The 18255-nt window shown below is 72.3% G+C and carries 18 protein-coding genes and 1 pseudogene; 11 read left to right on the top strand and 8 right to left on the bottom strand.

The features are described 5' to 3' along the window. Positions 1-46: 46 nt before the first annotated feature. Positions 47-1411 (bottom strand): aspartate aminotransferase family protein, encoded by a 1365-nt coding sequence (locus ACH4N1_RS25375; protein WP_382787242.1) that lies wholly within the window; start codon positions 1409-1411, stop codon positions 47-49. A gap of 19 nt (positions 1412-1430) precedes the next feature. After that, positions 1431-1946 carry an Lrp/AsnC family transcriptional regulator gene (locus ACH4N1_RS25380; RefSeq protein ID WP_398100349.1) on the bottom strand — a complete coding sequence of 172 codons (516 nt, stop codon included), beginning with the start codon at positions 1944-1946 and terminating at the stop codon, positions 1431-1433. A gap of 172 nt (positions 1947-2118) precedes the next feature. Between ACH4N1_RS25380 and ACH4N1_RS25385 the strand changes: the two genes are divergently transcribed. From ACH4N1_RS25385 to ACH4N1_RS25405, 5 genes are all read left to right on the top strand, one after another. Beyond that, complete coding sequence (locus ACH4N1_RS25385) at positions 2119-3567, top strand: gamma-aminobutyraldehyde dehydrogenase (protein ID WP_398100351.1); 1449 nt, start codon at positions 2119-2121, stop codon at positions 3565-3567. Between the two features lie 180 nt (positions 3568-3747). Beyond that, a complete protein-coding gene (locus ACH4N1_RS25390; RefSeq protein ID WP_398100353.1) occupies positions 3748-4143 on the top strand; it encodes a sortase-dependent protein in 396 nt (131 codons plus the stop codon). Then, positions 4140-4769, top strand: a complete 630-nt coding sequence (locus tag ACH4N1_RS25395) for a class F sortase (RefSeq protein ID WP_398100355.1) — start codon at positions 4140-4142, stop codon at positions 4767-4769. The genes ACH4N1_RS25390 and ACH4N1_RS25395 overlap by 4 nt, the downstream gene beginning before the upstream one ends. Continuing rightward, positions 4766-5257, top strand: coding sequence for an RNA polymerase sigma factor (locus ACH4N1_RS25400; protein WP_398100357.1), 492 nt, complete (start codon positions 4766-4768; stop codon positions 5255-5257). The genes ACH4N1_RS25395 and ACH4N1_RS25400 overlap by 4 nt, the downstream gene beginning before the upstream one ends. Further along, complete coding sequence (locus tag ACH4N1_RS25405) at positions 5241-5744, top strand: hypothetical protein (RefSeq protein ID WP_398100359.1); 504 nt, start codon at positions 5241-5243, stop codon at positions 5742-5744. Before ACH4N1_RS25400 ends, ACH4N1_RS25405 begins: the two co-directional genes overlap by 17 nt. Before the next feature lie 232 nt (positions 5745-5976). Here ACH4N1_RS25405 and ACH4N1_RS25410 read toward each other — a convergent pair whose 3' ends face one another. Then, on the bottom strand, positions 5977-7260 hold the full coding sequence (locus ACH4N1_RS25410) for an SLC13 family permease (protein WP_398100361.1): 1284 nt from the start codon (positions 7258-7260) through the stop codon (positions 5977-5979). Positions 7261-7321: 61 nt separating this feature from the next. Further along, positions 7322-8257, bottom strand: coding sequence for a hypothetical protein (locus ACH4N1_RS25415; protein ID WP_398100363.1), 936 nt, complete (start codon positions 8255-8257; stop codon positions 7322-7324). A 169-nt stretch (positions 8258-8426) separates the two neighbouring features. On the opposite strand from ACH4N1_RS25415, the gene ACH4N1_RS25420 reads away from it, so the two are divergent. Further along, complete coding sequence (locus tag ACH4N1_RS25420; RefSeq protein WP_398100365.1) at positions 8427-8951, top strand: hypothetical protein; 525 nt, start codon at positions 8427-8429, stop codon at positions 8949-8951. Here ACH4N1_RS25420 and ACH4N1_RS25425 read toward each other — a convergent pair. The 3 genes and pseudogenes from ACH4N1_RS25425 to ACH4N1_RS25435 all read right to left on the bottom strand — a co-directional run. After that, positions 8944-9213: pseudogene (locus ACH4N1_RS25425) on the bottom strand (peptidase); the annotation flags it as partial. The gene ACH4N1_RS25420 and the pseudogene ACH4N1_RS25425 overlap by 8 nt on opposite strands. A gap of 42 nt (positions 9214-9255) precedes the next feature. Further along, a complete protein-coding gene (locus tag ACH4N1_RS25430) occupies positions 9256-9942 on the bottom strand; it encodes a glycerophosphodiester phosphodiesterase (protein WP_398100367.1) in 687 nt (228 codons plus the stop codon). A gap of 38 nt (positions 9943-9980) precedes the next feature. After that, complete coding sequence (locus ACH4N1_RS25435; RefSeq protein WP_398100494.1) at positions 9981-11066, bottom strand: adenosine deaminase; 1086 nt, start codon at positions 11064-11066, stop codon at positions 9981-9983. A 551-nt stretch (positions 11067-11617) separates the two neighbouring features. Here ACH4N1_RS25435 and ACH4N1_RS25440 point away from each other — a divergent pair. Beyond that, positions 11618-12529, top strand: a complete 912-nt coding sequence (locus ACH4N1_RS25440; RefSeq protein ID WP_398100369.1) for a DUF4190 domain-containing protein — start codon at positions 11618-11620, stop codon at positions 12527-12529. 17 nt (positions 12530-12546) lie between these two features. Here ACH4N1_RS25440 and ACH4N1_RS25445 read toward each other — a convergent pair whose 3' ends face one another. Then, on the bottom strand, positions 12547-13104 hold the full coding sequence (locus tag ACH4N1_RS25445; RefSeq protein WP_398100371.1) for an NADAR family protein: 558 nt from the start codon (positions 13102-13104) through the stop codon (positions 12547-12549). Between the two features lie 211 nt (positions 13105-13315). On the opposite strand from ACH4N1_RS25445, the gene ACH4N1_RS25450 reads away from it, so the two are divergent. The 4 genes from ACH4N1_RS25450 (at position 13316) to ACH4N1_RS25465 (ending at position 18254) form a co-directional block, all read left to right on the top strand. Then, positions 13316-14860: a gamma-aminobutyraldehyde dehydrogenase gene (locus tag ACH4N1_RS25450; RefSeq protein ID WP_398100373.1), complete on the top strand. Its 1545-nt coding sequence runs from the start codon at positions 13316-13318 to the stop codon at positions 14858-14860. A 61-nt stretch (positions 14861-14921) separates the two neighbouring features. Next, on the top strand, positions 14922-16169 hold the full coding sequence (locus ACH4N1_RS25455; protein WP_398100375.1) for a spermidine/putrescine ABC transporter substrate-binding protein: 1248 nt from the start codon (positions 14922-14924) through the stop codon (positions 16167-16169). Continuing rightward, the gene (locus tag ACH4N1_RS25460) at positions 16135-17325 is read left to right on the top strand and encodes an ABC transporter ATP-binding protein (RefSeq protein WP_398100377.1); all 1191 of its coding nucleotides are present in this window, start codon (positions 16135-16137) and stop codon (positions 17323-17325) included. Before ACH4N1_RS25455 ends, ACH4N1_RS25460 begins: the two co-directional genes overlap by 35 nt. After that, positions 17325-18254 (top strand): ABC transporter permease, encoded by a 930-nt coding sequence (locus tag ACH4N1_RS25465; RefSeq protein ID WP_398100380.1) that lies wholly within the window; start codon positions 17325-17327, stop codon positions 18252-18254. The genes ACH4N1_RS25460 and ACH4N1_RS25465 overlap by 1 nt, the downstream gene beginning before the upstream one ends. The last annotated feature ends 1 nt before the right edge of the window (position 18255 follow it).

An 18255-nucleotide genomic window follows, 5' to 3' on the forward strand; every position in this document is an offset into this window, starting at 1 on the left:
CTGAGAGGAAGATCCCCCCGGCTCGGCCGGGGATCCGCGAAGGCCGTCAGAGCTTCGTCCACGCCTCCGTCAGCGTGGCGCGCAGGATCTGCTCGATCTCGTCGAAGGTCTCCTGGTCGGAGATCAGCGGCGGGGCGAGCTGGACGACCGGGTCGCCGCGGTCGTCGGCACGGCAGTACAGGCCGTTGTCGAAGAGCGCCTTGGACAGGAAGCCGTACAGGACGCGCTCGGTCTCCTCGTCGGTGAAGGACTCCTTCGTCGCCTTGTCCTTGACCAGCTCGATGCCGTAGAAGAAGCCGTTGCCGCGGACGTCGCCGACGATCGGCAGGTCGTGCAGCTTCTCCAGGGTGGCGCGGAAGGCGCCCTCGTTGTCGAGGACGTGCTGGTTGAGGTTCTCGCGCTCGAACAGGTCGAGGTTGGCGAGGCCCACGGCCGCGGATACCGGGTGGCCGCCGAAGGTGTATCCGTGCAGGAAGGTGTTGTCGCCCTTGTAGAACGGCTCGGCCAGGCGGTCGGAGACGATGCAGGCGCCGATCGGGGAGTAGCCCGAGGTCATGCCCTTGGCGCAGGTGATCATGTCCGGTACGTAGCCGAACTTGTCGCAGGCGAACATCGTGCCGAGGCGGCCGAAGGCGCAGATGACCTCGTCCGACACGAGCAGCACGTCGTACTGGTCGCAGATCTCGCGGACCCGCTGGAAGTAGCCGGGCGGGGGCGGGAAGCAGCCGCCGGCGTTCTGGACCGGCTCCAGGAAGACCGCGGCGACGGTGTCCGGGCCCTCGAAGAGGATCTGCTGCTCGATCTGGTCGGCGGCCCAGCGGCCGAAGGCCTCGGGGTCGTCGCCGAAGATCGGGGCGCGGTAGATGTTGGTGTTCGGGACCTTGTGCGCGCCCGGGACGAGCGGCTCGAAGGGGGCCTTGAGGGCCGGCAGGCCGGTGATGGACAGGGCGCCCTGCGGGGTGCCGTGGTAGGCGACCGCGCGCGAGATGACCTTGTACTTGGTGGGCTTGCCGGTCAGCTTGAAGTACTGCTTGGCGAGCTTCCAGGCGGTCTCGACCGCCTCGCCGCCGCCGGTGGTGAAGAAGACCTTGTTCAGGTCGCCGGGCGCGTGGTGGGCGAGGCGTTCCGCCAGCTCCACGGCCTTGGGGTGGGCGTAGGACCACACCGGGAAGAACGCCAGCTCCTGCGCCTGCTTGAAGGCGGTCTCGGCCAGTTCCGTGCGGCCGTGACCGGCCTGCACCACGAACAGGCCCGCGAGACCGTCGAGGTAGCGCTTGCCCTTGTCGTCGTAGATGTGGGTGCCCTCGCCCCGGACGATCGTCGGGACGGGAGCGTTCTCGTACGAGGACATGCGGGTGAAGTGCATCCACAGGTGGTCGTACGCGGTGCGGCTGAGGTCCTTGGTGCTCACGGTTATCGGGTCCTCACGGTTATCGGGTTCCCCACATGTAGGTCTGCTTCTTGAGCTTCAGGTAGACGAAGCTCTCGGTGGAGCGCACGCCGGGCAGCGCACGGATGCGTTTGTTGATGACGTCGAGCAGGTGGTCGTCGTCCTCGCAGACGATCTCGGCGAGGACGTCGAACGAGCCCGCGGTCATCACCACGTACTCGACCTCCGCCATGTCGGTCAGCGCGTCGGCGATCGCCTCGGTGTCCCCCTCGACGTTGATCCCGACCATCGCCTGCCTGCGGAATCCCACGGTGAGCGGGTCCGTGACGGCGACGATCTGCATCACGCCCTGGTCGAGCAGCTTCTGGACGCGCTGGCGCACGGCCGCCTCCGACAGGCCGACGGCCTTGCCGATCGCGGCGTACGGCCGGCGGCCGTCCTCCTGGAGCTGCTCGATGATGCCGAGGCTGACGGCATCCAGGTGCGGGGTGCCGTTCTTGGACTCGCGGGAGTCCCGGTGCTCTGCGCTTCGACTGGCCACGAGGTCACTCTGCACGACGTATCGACAGTTGCGCAAGGCAAGGGCGATGAAATTCGTTGTTTACGCGACTGAGACTTGCGGATTTCGCAGCGGTGGCGCGATCGGGGGTGTTGAAAACGTCGGCGCGCCGATTAGGGTGGGTGTCTCAGTCATTGGACAGTTCGACCCTGACATCAGGAGGCCGGCAGTGAGCACGGAGCTGCGTGGGCTGCGCACCCTACGGAATTACATCGCCGGTGAGTTCCGGGACGCCGCCGACGGACGGACCACCGAGGTGGTCAACCCCGTGACGGGCGAGGCGTACGCGACGGCACCGCTGTCCGGTCCGGCGGACGTGGACGCGGCCATGGAGGCCGCCGCGGCCGCCTTCCCGGCGTGGCGCGACACCACCCCCGCCGAGCGCCAGAAGGCCCTGCTGAAGATCGCGGACGCGTTCGAGGAGCGCGCCGAGGAGCTGATCGCCGCCGAGGTGGAGAACACCGGCAAGCCGATCGGCCTCACGCGGTCCGAGGAGATCCCGCCGATGGTCGACCAGATCCGCTTCTTCGCGGGCGCGGCCCGGATGCTCGAGGGGCGCTCGGCCGGCGAGTACATGGACGGCATGACCTCGATCGTCCGCCGCGAGCCGGTCGGCGTCTGCGCGCAGGTCGCGCCGTGGAACTACCCGATGATGATGGCCGTGTGGAAGTTCGCCCCGGCGATCGCGGCGGGCAACACGGTCGTCCTCAAGCCGTCGGACACCACCCCGGCCTCCACCGTCCTGATCGCCGAGATCGTCGGCTCGATCCTGCCCGAGGGCGTCTTCAACGTCGTCACCGGCGACCGCGACACCGGCCGTCTGATGGTGGAGCACCCGGTCCCGGCGATGGCGTCCATCACCGGCTCGGTGCGTGCCGGCATGTCCGTCGCCGAGTCCGCGTCCAGGGACCTCAAGCGCGTCCACCTGGAGCTGGGCGGCAAGGCGCCGGTCGTCGTGTTCGAGGACACCGACATCGCCAAGGCCGTCGAGGACATCTCCGTGGCGGGCTTCTTCAACGCCGGCCAGGACTGTACGGCGGCCACCCGCGTCCTGGTCCAGGAGGCCATCCACGACGAGTTCGTGGCGGCGCTGGCCAAGGCCGCCGCCGAGACGAAGACCGGGCAGCCGGACGACGAGGACGTGCTCTTCGGCCCGCTGAACAACCCCCACCAGCTCCAGCAGGTCACCGGCTTCATCGAGCGCCTCCCCGCCCATGCCAAGGTCGAGGCGGGCGGCCACCGGGTCGGCGACAAGGGCTACTTCTACGCCCCGACCGTCGTCTCCGGCCTCGAGCAGGACGACGAGATCATCCAGAACGAGGTCTTCGGCCCGGTCATCACCGTCCAGACCTTCACCGACGAGGACCAGGCCGTCGCGTACGCCAACGGCGTCGAGTACGCCCTCGCCTCCTCGGTGTGGACCAAGGACCACGGCCGCGCGATGCGCATGTCCAAGAAGCTCGACTTCGGCTGCGTGTGGATCAACACCCACATCCCGCTCGTCGCCGAGATGCCCCACGGCGGCTTCAAGAAGTCCGGCTACGGCAAGGACCTGTCGGGTTACGGCTTCGAGGACTACACGCGGATCAAGCACGTGATGACGTCGCTGGACGCGTAGGCCTCCGGCGGTTCGGCCGTCGCACCGCGCCGCCCCGGACGGGGTCCCCGTCCGGGGCGGCGCCGCGTGTCGGCGCCGCCGCCCGACTTTGCCATCTCTTTGCAACCTGTGTCCCCGCTGTCTCGTCTCTCCGCTCGATCCGTCACGCAGCCCGTGCGGACCGACGAAGGAGAGCGACACATGCGATTCGTACGCCGAACCGGCCTCAGCGCCCTGGCAGTCGCGGGCACCGCCCTGCTGATCGGCGCGGGACCCGCGGCCGCCGACGGGGGGACGCCGACACCCGTCCCGTCCACCCCCGCGACCGCCCCCACCCCCGCGACAGCCCCCACCCCCGTCCCCGCTCCCACCCGGGCTCCCGCCGAGGCGACGCCGGTGTCCGAGCCCACCGTGATGCCGGACTCCCGCGGCCAGGTGCCCGTCGTCCCCCGCGGTGCCGCCGACACCGGCGCGGCCACGACGGCCGCGCCGTCGTCCGGCGCCGGCGGCGTGATCGGCGGCGGGGTCGCCGCGGCCTTCGCCGTGGGCGGCGCCGGGGTGTACGTCCTGCGGCGCCGGAGGACGACCGGCGCATGAGCCCGTCCTCCAGGCGCGCCTTCCTCGCCGCGGCCGGCGCCGGCCTGCTCGCGGGCTGCACCGGCGGCCACCCGGCCGACCGGGCCCCGAACGCACCGCCCGCTTCGCCGGCCACCTCGCCCGCTCCCCTGCCGGGGGGCCGGGCGGGAGCGGTACGCCCGCTGGGGCGCTCGGCGCCCGTCGCCCTGCGGATCCCCGCCATCGGGGTCGACACCCCGGTCGTACGGCTGGGTCTCCAGGCCGACGGCAGCGTGGAGGTGCCCGCCGTCACCGCCGACGACCGGGCCGGCTGGTACCGGTACTCGCCGACTCCCGGCCAGACCGGGCCGTCGGTGATCCTCGGCCATGTCACGGTCGGGAAGTACGGGGACGGTGTCTTCCGCCGGCTCGACCGGCTGCGCACCGGCGACGGGATCATGGCGCGCCTGGAGAACGGCACGAGCGCGGACTTCGCCGTCACCGCCGTACGGACCGTCGGCAAGGCGGAGTTCCCCACGGCCGACGTCTACGGGAACGTGGACCGGCCCGAACTGCGTCTCATCACCTGCGGCGGGCCGGTCACCGGGGACGGGTACCGCGACAACGTGATCGTGTTCGCGGTCCTGACCTCTGCGGGAGAACGGTGAAGCGATCCCGCGAGCGGGCGGCCGCCGAACTCTTCGCCGCCCTCTACCCGCGCCTGGCCGGCTGGTGCCGCCGGCTCGTCGACGACGACGAGACCGCCCACGAGATCGCCTCGGAGGCGTTCACCCGGCTCTGGGCCCGCTGGACGGCGGTCGCCGAACCACAGGGCTTCCTCTACGTCACCGCGGCCAACCTGGTCCGCGACCACTGGCGCAAGCTCGAACGCGAACGCCGGGCCGTGCGCCGGGCGACCGTGGAGGCCGCGGTCAACCCGCCCGCCCCGCCGGCCGACCCGTCGGTCCGGCTGCTCGTGCAGTCGCTGCCCGACCGGCTGCGGGTGCCGATCCTGCTGCACTACTACGCTGACATGCCGATCCGGGAGGTCTCCGCGCTCACCGGGCGCAAGGAAGGAACCGTCAAGGCCGATCTGCACGCGGCCCGTGAACTGCTCCGCGCACACCTGGGGAGAAGCCTTGATCACGCACGCTGACGACGCCGACGACGGCACGCGCGCCCCCGACGACCCGCTGACCGTCATCCTGCGGCCCCCCGCCGGCCACCTCGCCCCGCCGCCCGGCCGCTACGAGGCGGTCCGGCGCGGCGCCGTCCGCCGCCGGCTGCTGCGGACCGCGGTGGGAGTGGGCGCGACCTGCGCGGTCGCCACGCTCGTCGTCCTGCCGCTGCGTTCCGGCGGACCGGAGGTGCCGGCCGCCCCGGTGGTGCCGATGGCCCCACCGCCCGCGCGCAGCCCGTCGGCCGTGCCGACCCCGTCGACGTCACCCGCGCCCACCTCGGACCTCGCCCGGGAAACCCGGGCCCCCGGCTCCACCACCGCGCTGCCCACGCCCGGCCCCGACCGCACCGGGTCGCAGGAGGGCCCCGCGTCGTCGCCGTTCCGGTGGCCACAGGGAGCGGCACCCTCACCGTCACCGTCCACCCGTCGGGACATGCCGTCGGAGGCCGCCACGCGCCGGTGAGGCCGCTCCCCGCGCCGCGGTCGCGGCCGGACCTCCGCTCCCCCTCCTGCTCCTCCTCCGGGAGACCGCGGTGGGGGAGGGGCGGCGGGTGCGGCGCCCGTGACGGCGGCGCACGCCCGGGCCCGGGCGGGACGGCCGGCGCCGGTCCCGTCGCGGCGGGGGCGGGTGGCACCGGTTCCGTCGCGGGGCGGGCGGGTGGCGCTCGGCCCGGGGCCGGGCCGCCCGGTGCCCCTCACCGTGTGACCGCCAGTGCCGCCACCGACGCCGTCACCACCGCCACCGAGAGAACCGCACCCGTTCCCATCAGGCGGGCCGGCGGCACCCGTACGCCGTACGCGTGGCAGCGTTCGTACCACAGCAGGGTCGCCAGGGAGGCCCACGGAGTGATCAGCGGGCCGGCGTTGGTGCCGACCAGCAGGGCCAGCAGCTGGTCGTGGTTGGCCAGGGGGACGGCCGCCTCGCCCGCCAGGTAGACGGGGAGGTTGTTGAGGACGTTGGACAGGCCCGCGCCGACCGCCGCCGCGCGGAACATGCCCGCGAGGCCGCCGTCGTCACCGGTCGCGGAGGCCAGCAGGGTGTGCAGGCCGTTGGCGTTGACGGTCTCCACGACCAGGAACATGCCGGGGACCATGACCAGCAGCCGCCACGGGATCAGGGAGAGCCGCAGCGCGGCCCGGTCGCGTACCGCGAAGGCCACGACGACGACCACGGCGGCCGTCGCCGAGGCCAGCCACAGCTCCACGTCCGCGACCAGGATCGCCAGCAGGAACCCGCCGCAGGCCAGCGCGCAGGCGCGGAACAGCACCGGGTCGGCGGGCCGGTGCGGGCCGGGCGGCACATAACGGTCCGCGCCCCGCGCGTCCCGACGGGCCTCGGGCCGTACGTCCGCCGCGAGCGCCGCGCCCGGCCCGGCGCCCGCGGCCGTCCCGCCGGGCCCCGGCGCGCCCCGCCGTTCCCGCCGCCAGTAGAACCCCCACAGGCAGGCCGCCGTCACCACGATCGCCGCGAGCTGCGGGGCCCACATGCGGCCCGCCAGCCCCGCCGGGGACAGCGCGACCCGGTCCGCGGCCAGCAGGTTCGTCAGGTTGGAGACGGGCAGCAGCAGGCTCGCCGTGTTGGCGAGCCAGACCGTCGTCATCGCCAGGGGGAGGGGCGCGACGCCGACGCGGGCGGCCATCGCCAGCATCACCGGGGTGAGGAGGACCGCCGTGGTGTCGAGGTTCAGGGCGATGGTGGTGACGGAGGCGAACGCCACGCAGAGCAGGAAGAGGAGCGGGTATCTGCCCCGGCCGGCACGGGCGATACAGGCCGCGACCACGTCGAAGACCTCGGCGCGGCTGGTCAGCTCGGCGAGCACGATCACCGTGCCGAGGAACGCCACCAGCGGGGCGACACGGGTCATCGCGTCCGAGGCCGGGCCGGTGGGGAGCAGCCCCGTGGCCACGCAGACCAGTCCGGCCGCGAGGAGACCGATCGCCACCAGGTCCAGTGCATGAAGACGTCGCAGGACAATCACGCCCGAAAGGGTCGCACATCTGTGCCCCGCCGCTGTCGGGAGTCCCTGGTGGCGGGCGGGCTCAGTGGCCGTGCGGGGTCTCCTCGGGGGCGCCGGGGCCGGTACCGGGTGCCGGTGCGGCGTCCGTCCGTACCGTGAACGCCGCGGTGCGGACCGTCCCGTCGACCTGGAAGTCGAGGAACAGCCGGTAGGTGCCGGCGCTGGGGGCGGTGGCCGCGAACGACACCTGGGGCCCGGACGTCTTCTCGTCCTCGGCCTCCCGGTGCGGGTGGACGTGCAGGTAGGCCAGGTCACCGGAGCGCAGGGCGACCAGGTGGCCGTAGGCGCCGAGGTAGGGCTCCAGGGCGGTGACCGGCCGTCCGTCCCGGCGGACGGTGAAGGTCAGGGCGCTCTCGCCGCCCGCGGCGAGCGTGCCCTCCAGGGTGACGGTGTAGCCGTCGACGGTGGCGGTCGCCGCGGGCGCGGGCGCCCGGCTCGCCCGGTACGGGCCGGTGACGGTCAGGTCGGAGCCGAGGGTGAGGCCCTCGCCCTCACCGGCGGGCACGAAGTCCGCGAAGACGCGGTAGCCGCCCGCGGCGGGCAGGTCCACCGGTGCGCTCCAGGTGCCGTCGGCGGCCCGGACGGGATGCAGGTGGCGGTACGTCGTCAGCTCGCGGGAGGCGACGACCAGGTGCAGCTGCTTGCCGTGGGCCGTCTCGTAGCGGGTCACGGGGGCGCCGTCGGCGTCCCGGACGACGAAGCGCAGGCTGCTTCTCCCCGCCGGTACGGCGGTGGTCTCCAGGTCCAGGGAGTAGCCGTCCTGGGAGACCTGGAGGCCGGCCGGGAGGAGGTTCCCGGCCGAGGGCCTCGCGGCCGGTTCCGGGCGGTGGCTCCCGGTGTGTCCGGCGGCCGTCGTCCCCGGGTCGGCCGGGCCGAGTGCCGTGCCGACCCCGTAGGCGGCGCCGAAGGCCGTGGCCAGTGCCGCCGTGAACGCGCCGATCTTCTGCAGGGGGTTCATACCGGGCTCCCGACTCGTCTCTCTTCGCCTGCCATGCATACCGGAGGGGGGTATGCATGGGTCAGCTTATACCCCCTCCGGGTATGAGAGAAGGGGGGGCGGGTTCGACGGTGCGGTGGGTGCCGACCCCGTTTTGAACATGTTCAACTCGTGGGCGTACGCTGCCCGCATGAGCGACAGAGCCGCCCTTCTCCGGGGCATCCGAGCCTGGCTTGCCGTCTTCGTCGTCTGCCTGGTGCTCAGCGGCGCCACGGCCTTCCCCCTCGTGCACGAACTGCGCTGGACCGAGGACCTGTTGCGGGCCCTGTCCGCGCCGGAGCACCTCCCCGCCCTCATGGACTGGATCGCCCGGGTACGGCAGGGGCTCGACGTGGTCGACGCCGAGTACCCCTTCGTCCTCTACGGCACCGACTGGCTGGCCTTCGCGCACCTCGTCATCGCGGTCGCCTTCCACGGCCCCTACCGGGACCCGGTCCGCAACATCTGGGTCGTCGAGTTCGCGATGATCGCCTGCGCCGGGATCATTCCGCTGGCCCTGATCTGCGGGCCGATCCGCGGCATCCCCTTCTGGTGGAGCGTGCTGGACATGTCGTTCGGCGTCTTCGGCGTGATCCCGCTGTACGTCGTGCGGCGCAAGATCAAGCGGCTGGAGGCGCTCACCGCCCCCCACGCCTGGACCCCGGCGACTACTTGAGAGCGGCGAGGGCGATGCGCTCGGCCACCGGGTTCATCCCCTCGCCCTTCGCGTCCGTCGCGTTGACCGAGTGGACCAGGGTCCGGCTCAGGTCCCGGGTCCCGGCGATCACCGTGTGGTAGCCGTACCGGCCGCCCGTCTTGAGCCAGCAGACCTGGCCGCCGTACGCGAACCGCTGGAGCCCGGCGCTGTAGGTGGCCCCCTCGACGCGCGCCGGCAGCGTGAACATCTCGCGCAGTAGGGGCCGTGGCACGATCCGCCCGCCGTCGGCACGCTCCCGCCGCCGGTCCGCCTCCGCCGCCGGTCAGCCTCCGTCGCGGAGGGCGCGCAGGACGTCGATGCGGTTGGTGGTGATCGAGTCGACGCCGAGGTCGATGAGCCGGCGCATGGAGCGGCGGGTGTCCGGGGTCCACACGGACAGCAGCCGGCCGTCCCGGTGGATCCGGGCGACCAGGTCACGGTCGACGAGGGAGAAGCGGTAGTTGAGCCAGCGGGGCCCGACCGCCGCCAGCAGCGCGGGCCGCGGCGGTGCCAGGCTCGTGCAGGTCAGGGCGATCTCGGCGGACGGGTCGGCGGCCCGGACGGCGAGCATCGCGCCGGCGCCGGCGCAGTAGTAGACGCGCTCCGCCGCCCCGGCCTCGCGGACGGCGTCCACCACCCGGCGCGCCGTCCGCACCTCCCGGGTGCCCGGCAGGTCGATCATCACCCGGCTGCCCGCGGTCGCCGCCAGCGCCTCCGCCAGCGTCGGCACCCCGCCCCCCGTCAGCCCGCGCACCTCGGCCGCCGACAGCGACAGCAACGGCCGGTCCCGCTCCCACAGCCGCTTCAGCGTCTCGTCGTGCAGCAGCACGGGCACACCGTCCCGGGTGAGCCGCACGTCGATCTCGACGGCGTCCGCGCCCCGGTCGAGCGCCGAACGCAGCGAGTCGAGGGTGTTCTCACGGACGCGGTAGGGGTCGCCGCGGTGGGCCACGGCAGTCACGGTCTGCATGGGCCCATTGTGGTGGTGGCCGGGGAGCGGGGCGGCCGTCAGGGGGCGAGCCACTCCGTGGTGTACCTGTCGATCTCGGCGGCGATCCGCGCCTTGCCGGGCCCGTCGAGGAAGGACGCCTCGACGGCGTTCTTCGCGAGGTCGGCCAGCCCGCGCTCGTCCAGGTCGAGGAGGCGGGCGGCGACGCCGTACTCGCTGTTCAGGTCGGTGCCGAACATGGGCGGGTCGTCGGAGTTGATCGTCACCAGGACGCCCGCCGCGACGAAGTCCCGCAGCGGGTGCTCGTCGAGGGTGCGGACCGCGCGGGTGGCGATGTTGGACGTCGGGCACACCTCGAGCGCGACGCGGTGCTCGGCGAGGTGGGCGAGGAGCTTCTCGTCCCCCGCGGAACTGGTGCCGTGCCCGATGCGCTCGGCACGCAGATGGGTCAGGGCGTCCCACACCGTCTCCGGTCCGGTGGTCTCCCCGGCGTGCGGCACGGACCGCAGCCCGGCCGCGATCGCCCGGTCGAAGTAGGGCTTGAACTGCGGGCGCGGTACGCCGATCTCGGGCCCGCCGAGGCCGAAGGAGACCAGTCCCTCGGGGCGCAGTCGGTCGTCGGTGGCCAGTCGTGTCGTCTCCTCGGCGGCCTCCAGGCCGGCCTCGCCGGGGATGTCGAAGCACCAGCGCAGGATCGTGCCGAACTCCGCCTCGGCCGCCTTGCGGGCGTCCTCGATCGCGTCCATGAAGGCACGCTCGTCGATGCCGCGGCGGGTGGAGGAGAAGGGGGTGATGGTCAGTTCGGCGTAGCGCACCTGCTGGCGGGCCAGGTCACGGGCCACCTCGTACGTCAGCAGCCGGACGTCCTCCGGGGTGCGGATCAGGTCCACGACCGAGAGGTAGACGTCGATGAAGTGCGCGAAGTCGGTGAACGTGAAGTAGTCGGCCAGCGCCTCCGGGTCGGTGGGGACCCTGGAGTCGGGGTGGCGGGCGGCGAGTTCGGAGACGATCCGCGGGGAGGCCGATCCGACGTGATGGACGTGCAGTTCGGCCTTGGGCAGGCCGGCGACGAAGGCGTTCAGGGTCAAGGGGTCCTCCCCGGGACGGCACCCCGGGCCACGCGGGCCGGCGGGGGTGCGGATGATCGGCTGATCGGTGGGACGGCATCATCGTAGGCGGACGGTTCGGGGGAGGAACGAGGGCGTCGACGGACGAGGGCGGGCCACCGGCCCGGACTGGCCCGCGGCGTCGGGACCTGCGCCGTCGTGACCTGTGCCGTCGGGGTCCGGTCTCGCGGCCGGCCCGACCGTTTCCCGTCCGTCCCTTCCCCTGCCGCGCTGCCTCACCCGCCCCGCCTCCGGCCGGACGACGGGGTGTGCCGGGCAGGTCCTCGTGCCGCAACAGGCGACGTTCGCCCCGTCGCGACGCCCGGCACGCCCGCTCGCCGCACCGGCCGAAAGCCCCAGTACGTCCCGTACGTGGGCTTCCGGCCGGCACTCCCCCAGCCTTCGGCCGGCCGGCACTCCCCCAGCCTTCGGCCGGCCGGCACTCCCCCAGCCTTCGGCCGGCCGGCACTCCCCCCAGCCTTCGGCCGGGGGGACCCCCGGAGCACGCACCGGACGCCGCTCCTCGACGGACAGACGTTGTCTGCCGCGGCACTAGCATTGCGGGACGCATGACAGAGGGGGTCCCGCGCATGTCCGACGACGCACCCGGTGGTCCGGCCGACAACTCGTCCCACCACCCGTGGGCCGCGCCCGGCTCCGTGCCCGACGGAGCGGAAGGGCCGCAGTACGCCCACGCACCCCTGGACGAGCCGGCCGCGTCGGGCGGGGGGAGTGCCTCCGGCGGCCCGGCCGCCGAGGCCACGACCGCGTCCGGCGCCTCCACCCGGGACGGGGCGGAGCCCGCCCCGCAGGACGCGCCGGCCCCCGCCGGCCCCGCCCCCTGGCCCGCTCCCGCCCCGGCCCCGGACCACGACTCCGGCGTCATCATCGCCGCCGGCGAGGTGCCCACCCCGCAGGACCTCGCGCCGCCCTCCGTCCACGACCAGCAGACGATGACCTCGCTGCCCGGCCCGGCGCCGGCCCCCGCGGCCGGCACCCCGCAGGGCGACGCCTCGTTCGCGTCCTTCCCGCCGCCCCGTCCCGGTACCGCGTCGCCCGGCCCGGCGGGCGGCCCCAGCCCCTTCGCCCCGCCCGCCGACGGAGCGGTGCCGCCGCCGCCGATATCCCCCGACGGCCCCGGACAGCTTCCGTACGGCTATCCCGGCGGCTACGGACACCCGGGTCCGCCCGGCTACGGCGCCACCCCGAGCTACGGCGGCGCCCCCGGCCTCTACGGATGGCCCGGCGTGCAGCCGGCCCCGAGCAACGGCATGGGGATCACGGCGATGGTCCTCGGCATCGTCGCCGCCGTGGGCTTCTGCCTCTGGCCGGTCGCGATCGTCGTGGGCGTCCTCGCCCTGATCTTCGGACTGATCGGCAGGGGCAAGGCCAACCGGGGCGAGGCCACGAACCCGGGCCAGGCCCTGGCCGGCATCATCTGCGGGGCCGCCGGGCTGGTCCTCGGGGTGGGCCTGGCCGTACTGATCATCGTGGCGCCGTAGGGCCCGCCCCGGACCTCTCAGGCCCCTCGCAGCAGCAGCCTCGCCTCCATCAGCGCGAAGCCCAGCAGGTTGAGGCCCCTCCAGCGCTCCGGGTCCGTCGCGGCCCCGTCGTCCGCGGCGAGGCCGATGCCCCACACGCGGTCCACGGGGCTCGCCTCCACCAGCACCCGCTCGCCCGTGCCCAGCAGGTACCACCGCAGCTCCGGATCCGCGCCGAACTTGTGGACGCCGCCCTCGACCACGATCCGGAACCGCTCCCGCTCCCAGACCGCCTCGTCGAAGCCGCGCACCAGCCGCCCGGCCTTCTTCGCCTCGGAGGGGTGATCGGCTGCCAGCACCCGCCGCTCCGCCTCCGCGTCGCCGAACAGGCGTGCCTTGCCGGCCATCATCCAGTGCTCGGCCGTGCGGTACTCCACGCCGGCCACGGTGAACGGGGACGGCCACCACTGGCTCAGGCAGCTCGCGCCCACCTGTCCGTCGTGCTGCGCGCGGTGGCCCCAGAAGTGCAGATACTTGATTCTCGCCCCCGTCCGGACCTCCCTGATCAGGGCTTCCCGGGAATCGATCTTCGCCATGCATTCCACTGTGGCACGCGCCACTGACAGGGCGTCTCGCCTTTTCCGGCTCGACTCGACACCTGGTCGACAGATTCCGTCGCGTAACCAAAAGGCAACAACGGAATCACTTGTTGGAGTCCTATTGCTCTGTCAGGATCGGCACTCAAATCAAGCTGGAGCTACGTCACCCGCCCCCGCGGACATCGGGGCGAAGGCGGAGGAGAGCGACATGCAGAACCCGGGAAGCACCACCCCGGACCCACTCGGCCGGTTTCCCGCACAGGAACGTTTCGCGGACGGCGCCCAGTACATCGCGGGCCGTCTCCGCGCGGGCACGTCCGGCCGCACGCACGCCGTGATCGACCCGGCCACCGGGGACGAGGTCCTCACCTGTGAACTCGCCGGGGCGGACGACGTCGACGCGGCCGTGGCCGCCGCCCGGGCCGCCTTCCCGGCCTGGGCGGGCGCCACCCCCGGCGAGCGCTCCGACGCCCTGCACCGCTTCGCCGCCGTCCTCACCGAACAGGCCGAGGACCTCGCCCGCGCCGAGTCCCTCCAGTGCGGCAAGCCGCTGAAACTGACCCGCGAGTTCGACGTCCCCGGCACCATCGACAACACCGCCTTCTTCGCGGGGGCCGCCCGGCACCTCCAGGGCCAGTCGGCCGGCGAGTACTCCGGCGACCACACCTCGTACGTACGGCGCGAACCCATCGGGGTCGTCGGCTCCATCGCCCCCTGGAACTACCCCCTCCAGATGGCCGCCTGGAAGATCCTCCCGGCGATCGCCGCGGGCAACACGATCGTGCTCAAGCCCGCCGAACTCACCCCGCTCACCAGCCTCCTCTTCGCGCAGGCGGCGACCCGTGCGGGCATCCCCGACGGCGTGATCAACATCGTCACCGGGACCGGCCGGGAAGCGGGCGAGCGCCTCGTCGGCCACCCCGACGTGGCCATGACCTCCTTCACCGGCTCCACCGCCGTCGGCCGGCGGGTCGCGGAGATCGCCACCGCCACCGTGAAGCGGCTGCACCTGGAACTGGGCGGCAAGGCGCCCTTCGTCGTCTTCGACGACGCCGACCTGGACGCCGCCGTGCAGGGCGCGGTCGCCGGATCGCTCATCAACACCGGGCAGGACTGCACGGCCGCCACGCGCGCGTACGTGCAGCGTCCCCTCTACGAGGCGTTCGTCGAGAGGACGGCCGCCCTCATGGAGACCGTCCGGCTCGGCGACCCCTTCGCCCCGGGCACCGACCTCGGGCCGCTGATCTCGCACGTCCAGCGCGACCGGGTCGCCGCCTTCGTCGACCGGGCGCGTGCCCACGCGCGCGTGGTGACCGGCGGCGAGGCCCCTCAGGGAGATCTCGAGAACGGCGCGTACTATCTCCCCACCCTGGTCGCGGACGCCGCGCAGGACAGCGAGATCGTCCAGTCCGAGATCTTCGGGCCGGTCCTCGTGGTGCTCCCCTTCGACAGCGACGACGAAGGGATCGCGCTCGCCAACGACACGCCGTACGGGCTGGCCGCCTCGGCGTGGAGCCGGGACGTCTACCGGGCGAACCGGGCGACGCGCGAGATCAAGGCCGGATGCGTGTGGGTCAACGACCACATCCCGATCATCAGCGAGATGCCCCACGGCGGATACAAGGCATCCGGCTTCGGCAAGGACATGTCCGCGTACTCGTTCGAGGAGTACACCCAGATCAAGCACGTCATGTTCGACAACACCGCGGTGGTCCGCAAGGACTGGCACCGCACCGTCTTCGGGGACCGGTAGTCACACAGCCACGAATCCGGCCGCCGACCAGGCCGAATCCTCCCGGAAGGGCACCACGCGCATGGAGCAGTACGAGCCAGACCGCCTGACCCCGCCCCAGGCGGCCGCCATACGGCGCAGTCTCCGCAACGGCAGGGCGGCCATGACCCGCAGGTCGCTGCTGCGCGCCTCGGCGGGCGGCGCCCTGACGCTGGGCGGTCTCGGGGCGCTGAGCGCCTGCGGGATCCCCGCGGCCGGCAAGACCGAGGGCGGCACGTCCGCCGAGGACCACTCGGCGGAGGAGAAGACCGTCAGCTTCTCCAACTGGACCGAGTACATGGACGTCGACGAGGCGGGCAGACACCACCCGACGCTCGACGCGTTCACGAAGCGGACCGGGATCAAGGTCAAGTACACCGAGGACATCAACGACAACAACGAGTTCTTCGGCAAGATCAAGCCGCAGCTCGCCGCGGGCCAGGACACCGGCCGCGACGTCGTCGTCCTCACCGACTGGCTGGCCGCCCGCCTCATCCGCCTCGGGTGGGCCCAGAAACTGGACCCGTCCCACCTGCCGCACGCCTACGCCAACCTGTCGAGCCAGTTCCGCAGCCCCGACTGGGACCCCGGACGCGCCTACTCCTACCCCTGGCAGGGCATCTCCACGGTCATCGCCTACAACAAGAAGGCGCTCGACGGCATCGAGGTGAAGTCCGTCTCCGACCTGCTCGACAACCCCAAGCTCAAGGGCCGCGTCGGGTTCCTCACCGAGATGCGCGACAGCATCGGCATGACCCTGCTGGACATGGGCAAGGACCCGGGCAAGTTCACCGACGACGACTACGCGGCGGCCGTCGCCCGGCTCCAGAAGGGCGTCGACAGCGGCCAGATCCGCCGCTTCACCGGCAACGACTACACCTCGGACATCACCAGCGGCGACTTCGCCGCCTGCATCGCCTGGGCCGGCGACGTCGTCCAGCTCAAGGCCGACAGCCCGGACGTCGACTTCGTGATCCCGGACAGCGGCTACATGACGTCCAGCGACAACCTGCTGATCCCCAACAAGGCACGTCACAAGACGAACGCCGAGCGGCTCATCGACTACTACTACGAGCCACGGCCGGCCGCCGAACTCGCCGCCTACATCAACTACGTCTGTCCCGTCGACGGCGTGAAGGACGAACTGGCGAAGATCGACGAGGACGCGGCGAACAACCCGCTGATCATCCCCGACAAGGCCGTGCAGGCCAAGTCGCACGCCTTCCGCTCGCTGAGCGCGAAGGAAGAGACGGCTTATGAAGCGCAGTTCGCGAAGCTCACTGGGGCGTGACGAGATGAAGACGACGACCAACGCCGGCGGCGACGTCCGCCTGTCCGGCATCAGCAAGACCTACGGCTCCTTCACCGCCGTCCACCCGCTCGACCTGACCGTCCCCCAGGGCTCCTTCTTCGCCCTGCTCGGCGCCTCCGGCTGCGGCAAGACCACCACCCTGCGCATGATCGCCGGCCTGGAGGAGCCCACGTCCGGGACCGTCCACCTCGGCGACCAGGACGTCACCGCCCTCCCGCCCTACAAGCGGCCCGTGAACACCGTCTTCCAGTCCTACGCCCTCTTCCCGCACCTCGACATCTTCGAGAACGTCGCCTTCGGCCTGCGCCGGCGCGGCATCAAGAGCGTCAAGAAGCAGGTCGAGGAGATGCTGGAGCTGGTCCAGCTCGGCGAGCAGGCCCGCAAGAAACCGCACCAGCTCTCCGGCGGCCAGCAGCAGCGCGTCGCCGTGGCCCGCGCCCTCATCAACCACCCCAAGGTGCTCCTCCTCGACGAGCCCCTCGGCGCCCTCGACCTCAAGCTGCGCCGCCAGATGCAGCTGGAGCTCAAGCGCATCCAGACCGAGGTCGGCATCACCTTCGTGCACGTCACGCACGACCAGGAGGAGGCCATGACGATGGCCGACACGGTCGCCGTGATGAACGCGGGCCGCGTCGAGCAGCTCGGCTCGCCCGCCGACCTGTACGAGAACCCGCGCAGCACGTTCGTCGCGAACTTCCTCGGCACCTCCAACCTCATCGAGGCCGAGGTCGACTCCAGGAGCGGCGAGGACATCGTGCTCAGGGCCGGCGACGGCAAGCTCGTGCTGCCCGGGGCCCGCTGCGCCGCACCGGCCACCACCGGCGGCAAGGTGCTGGTCGGCGTCCGCCCCGAGAAGATCTCCCTCACCCACGCCGACGACGCGGGCGAGATCCCGGCGGGCCGCAACCGCGTCACCGGCACGATCGCCGCCGGCTCGTTCATCGGCGTCTCCACGCAGTACGTCGTCGACAGCGCCGTCTGCCCCGAGCTGGAGGTCTACGTCCAGAACGTCGACCGCGACACCCGCCTGGTCCCCGGCGCCGAGGTCGTCCTGCACTGGAGCCCCGCCCACACCTTCGGACTGGACGCGACGCAGGACATCGACGCGGGCCTGGAAGAAGAGGCGGCGCTCTGATGGCGACGCTCACGGAGGCGCCTCCGCCGCTCTCCCCGACGGCGCCCCAGAAGAAGCCGCCCCGCAGGCGCGGCCGCCTGACGCCGTACTGGCTGCTGCTGCCCGGCCTGCTCTGGCTGCTGGTCTTCTTCGCGCTGCCGATGATCTACCAGGCCTCCACGTCCGTGCAGACGGGCTCCCTCGAAGAGGGCTACAAGGTCACCTGGCACTTCGCGACCTACTGGGACGCGCTCGGCGACTACTGGCCGCAGTTCCTGCGCTCGGTCCTCTACGCGGCCGCCGCGACGATCCTGTGCCTGGTGCTGGGCTACCCGCTGGCCTACCTCATCGCCTTCCGCGCGGGCCGCTGGCGCAACCTGATCATGGTCCTGGTGATCGCGCCGTTCTTCACCAGCTTCCTGATCCGCACCCTCGCCTGGAAGACGATCCTCTCGGACGGCGGGCCCGTCGTCGGCGCCCTCGACACGCTGCACGTGCTGGACGTGACGAGCTGGCTCGGCTGGACCTCGGGGGACCGGGTGCTGGCCACACCGCTGGCCGTGGTCTGCGGTCTGACTTACAACTTCCTGCCGTTCATGATCCTGCCGCTCTACACCTCGCTGGAGCGCATCGACGGACGGCTGCACGAGGCGGCCGGCGACCTGTACGCCCGACCCGTCACCGTCTTCCGCAAGGTCACCTTCCCGCTGTCGATGCCGGGCGTGGTCTCCGGCACCCTGCTGACCTTCATCCCGGCGTCCGGCGACTACGTCAACGCCGAACTCCTCGGCTCCACCGACACCCGCATGATCGGCAACGTCATCCAGACGCAGTTCCTGCGGGTGCTGGACTATCCGACGGCCGCGGCCCTCTCCTTCCTCCTCATGGCCGCGATCCTTTTCCTGGTCACCTTCTACATCCGCAGGTCGGGGACGGAGGATCTGGTCTGAA

The organism is Streptomyces sp. NPDC017202 (assembly GCF_044331705.1).
GTDB lineage: Bacteria > Actinomycetota > Actinomycetes > Streptomycetales > Streptomycetaceae > Streptomyces.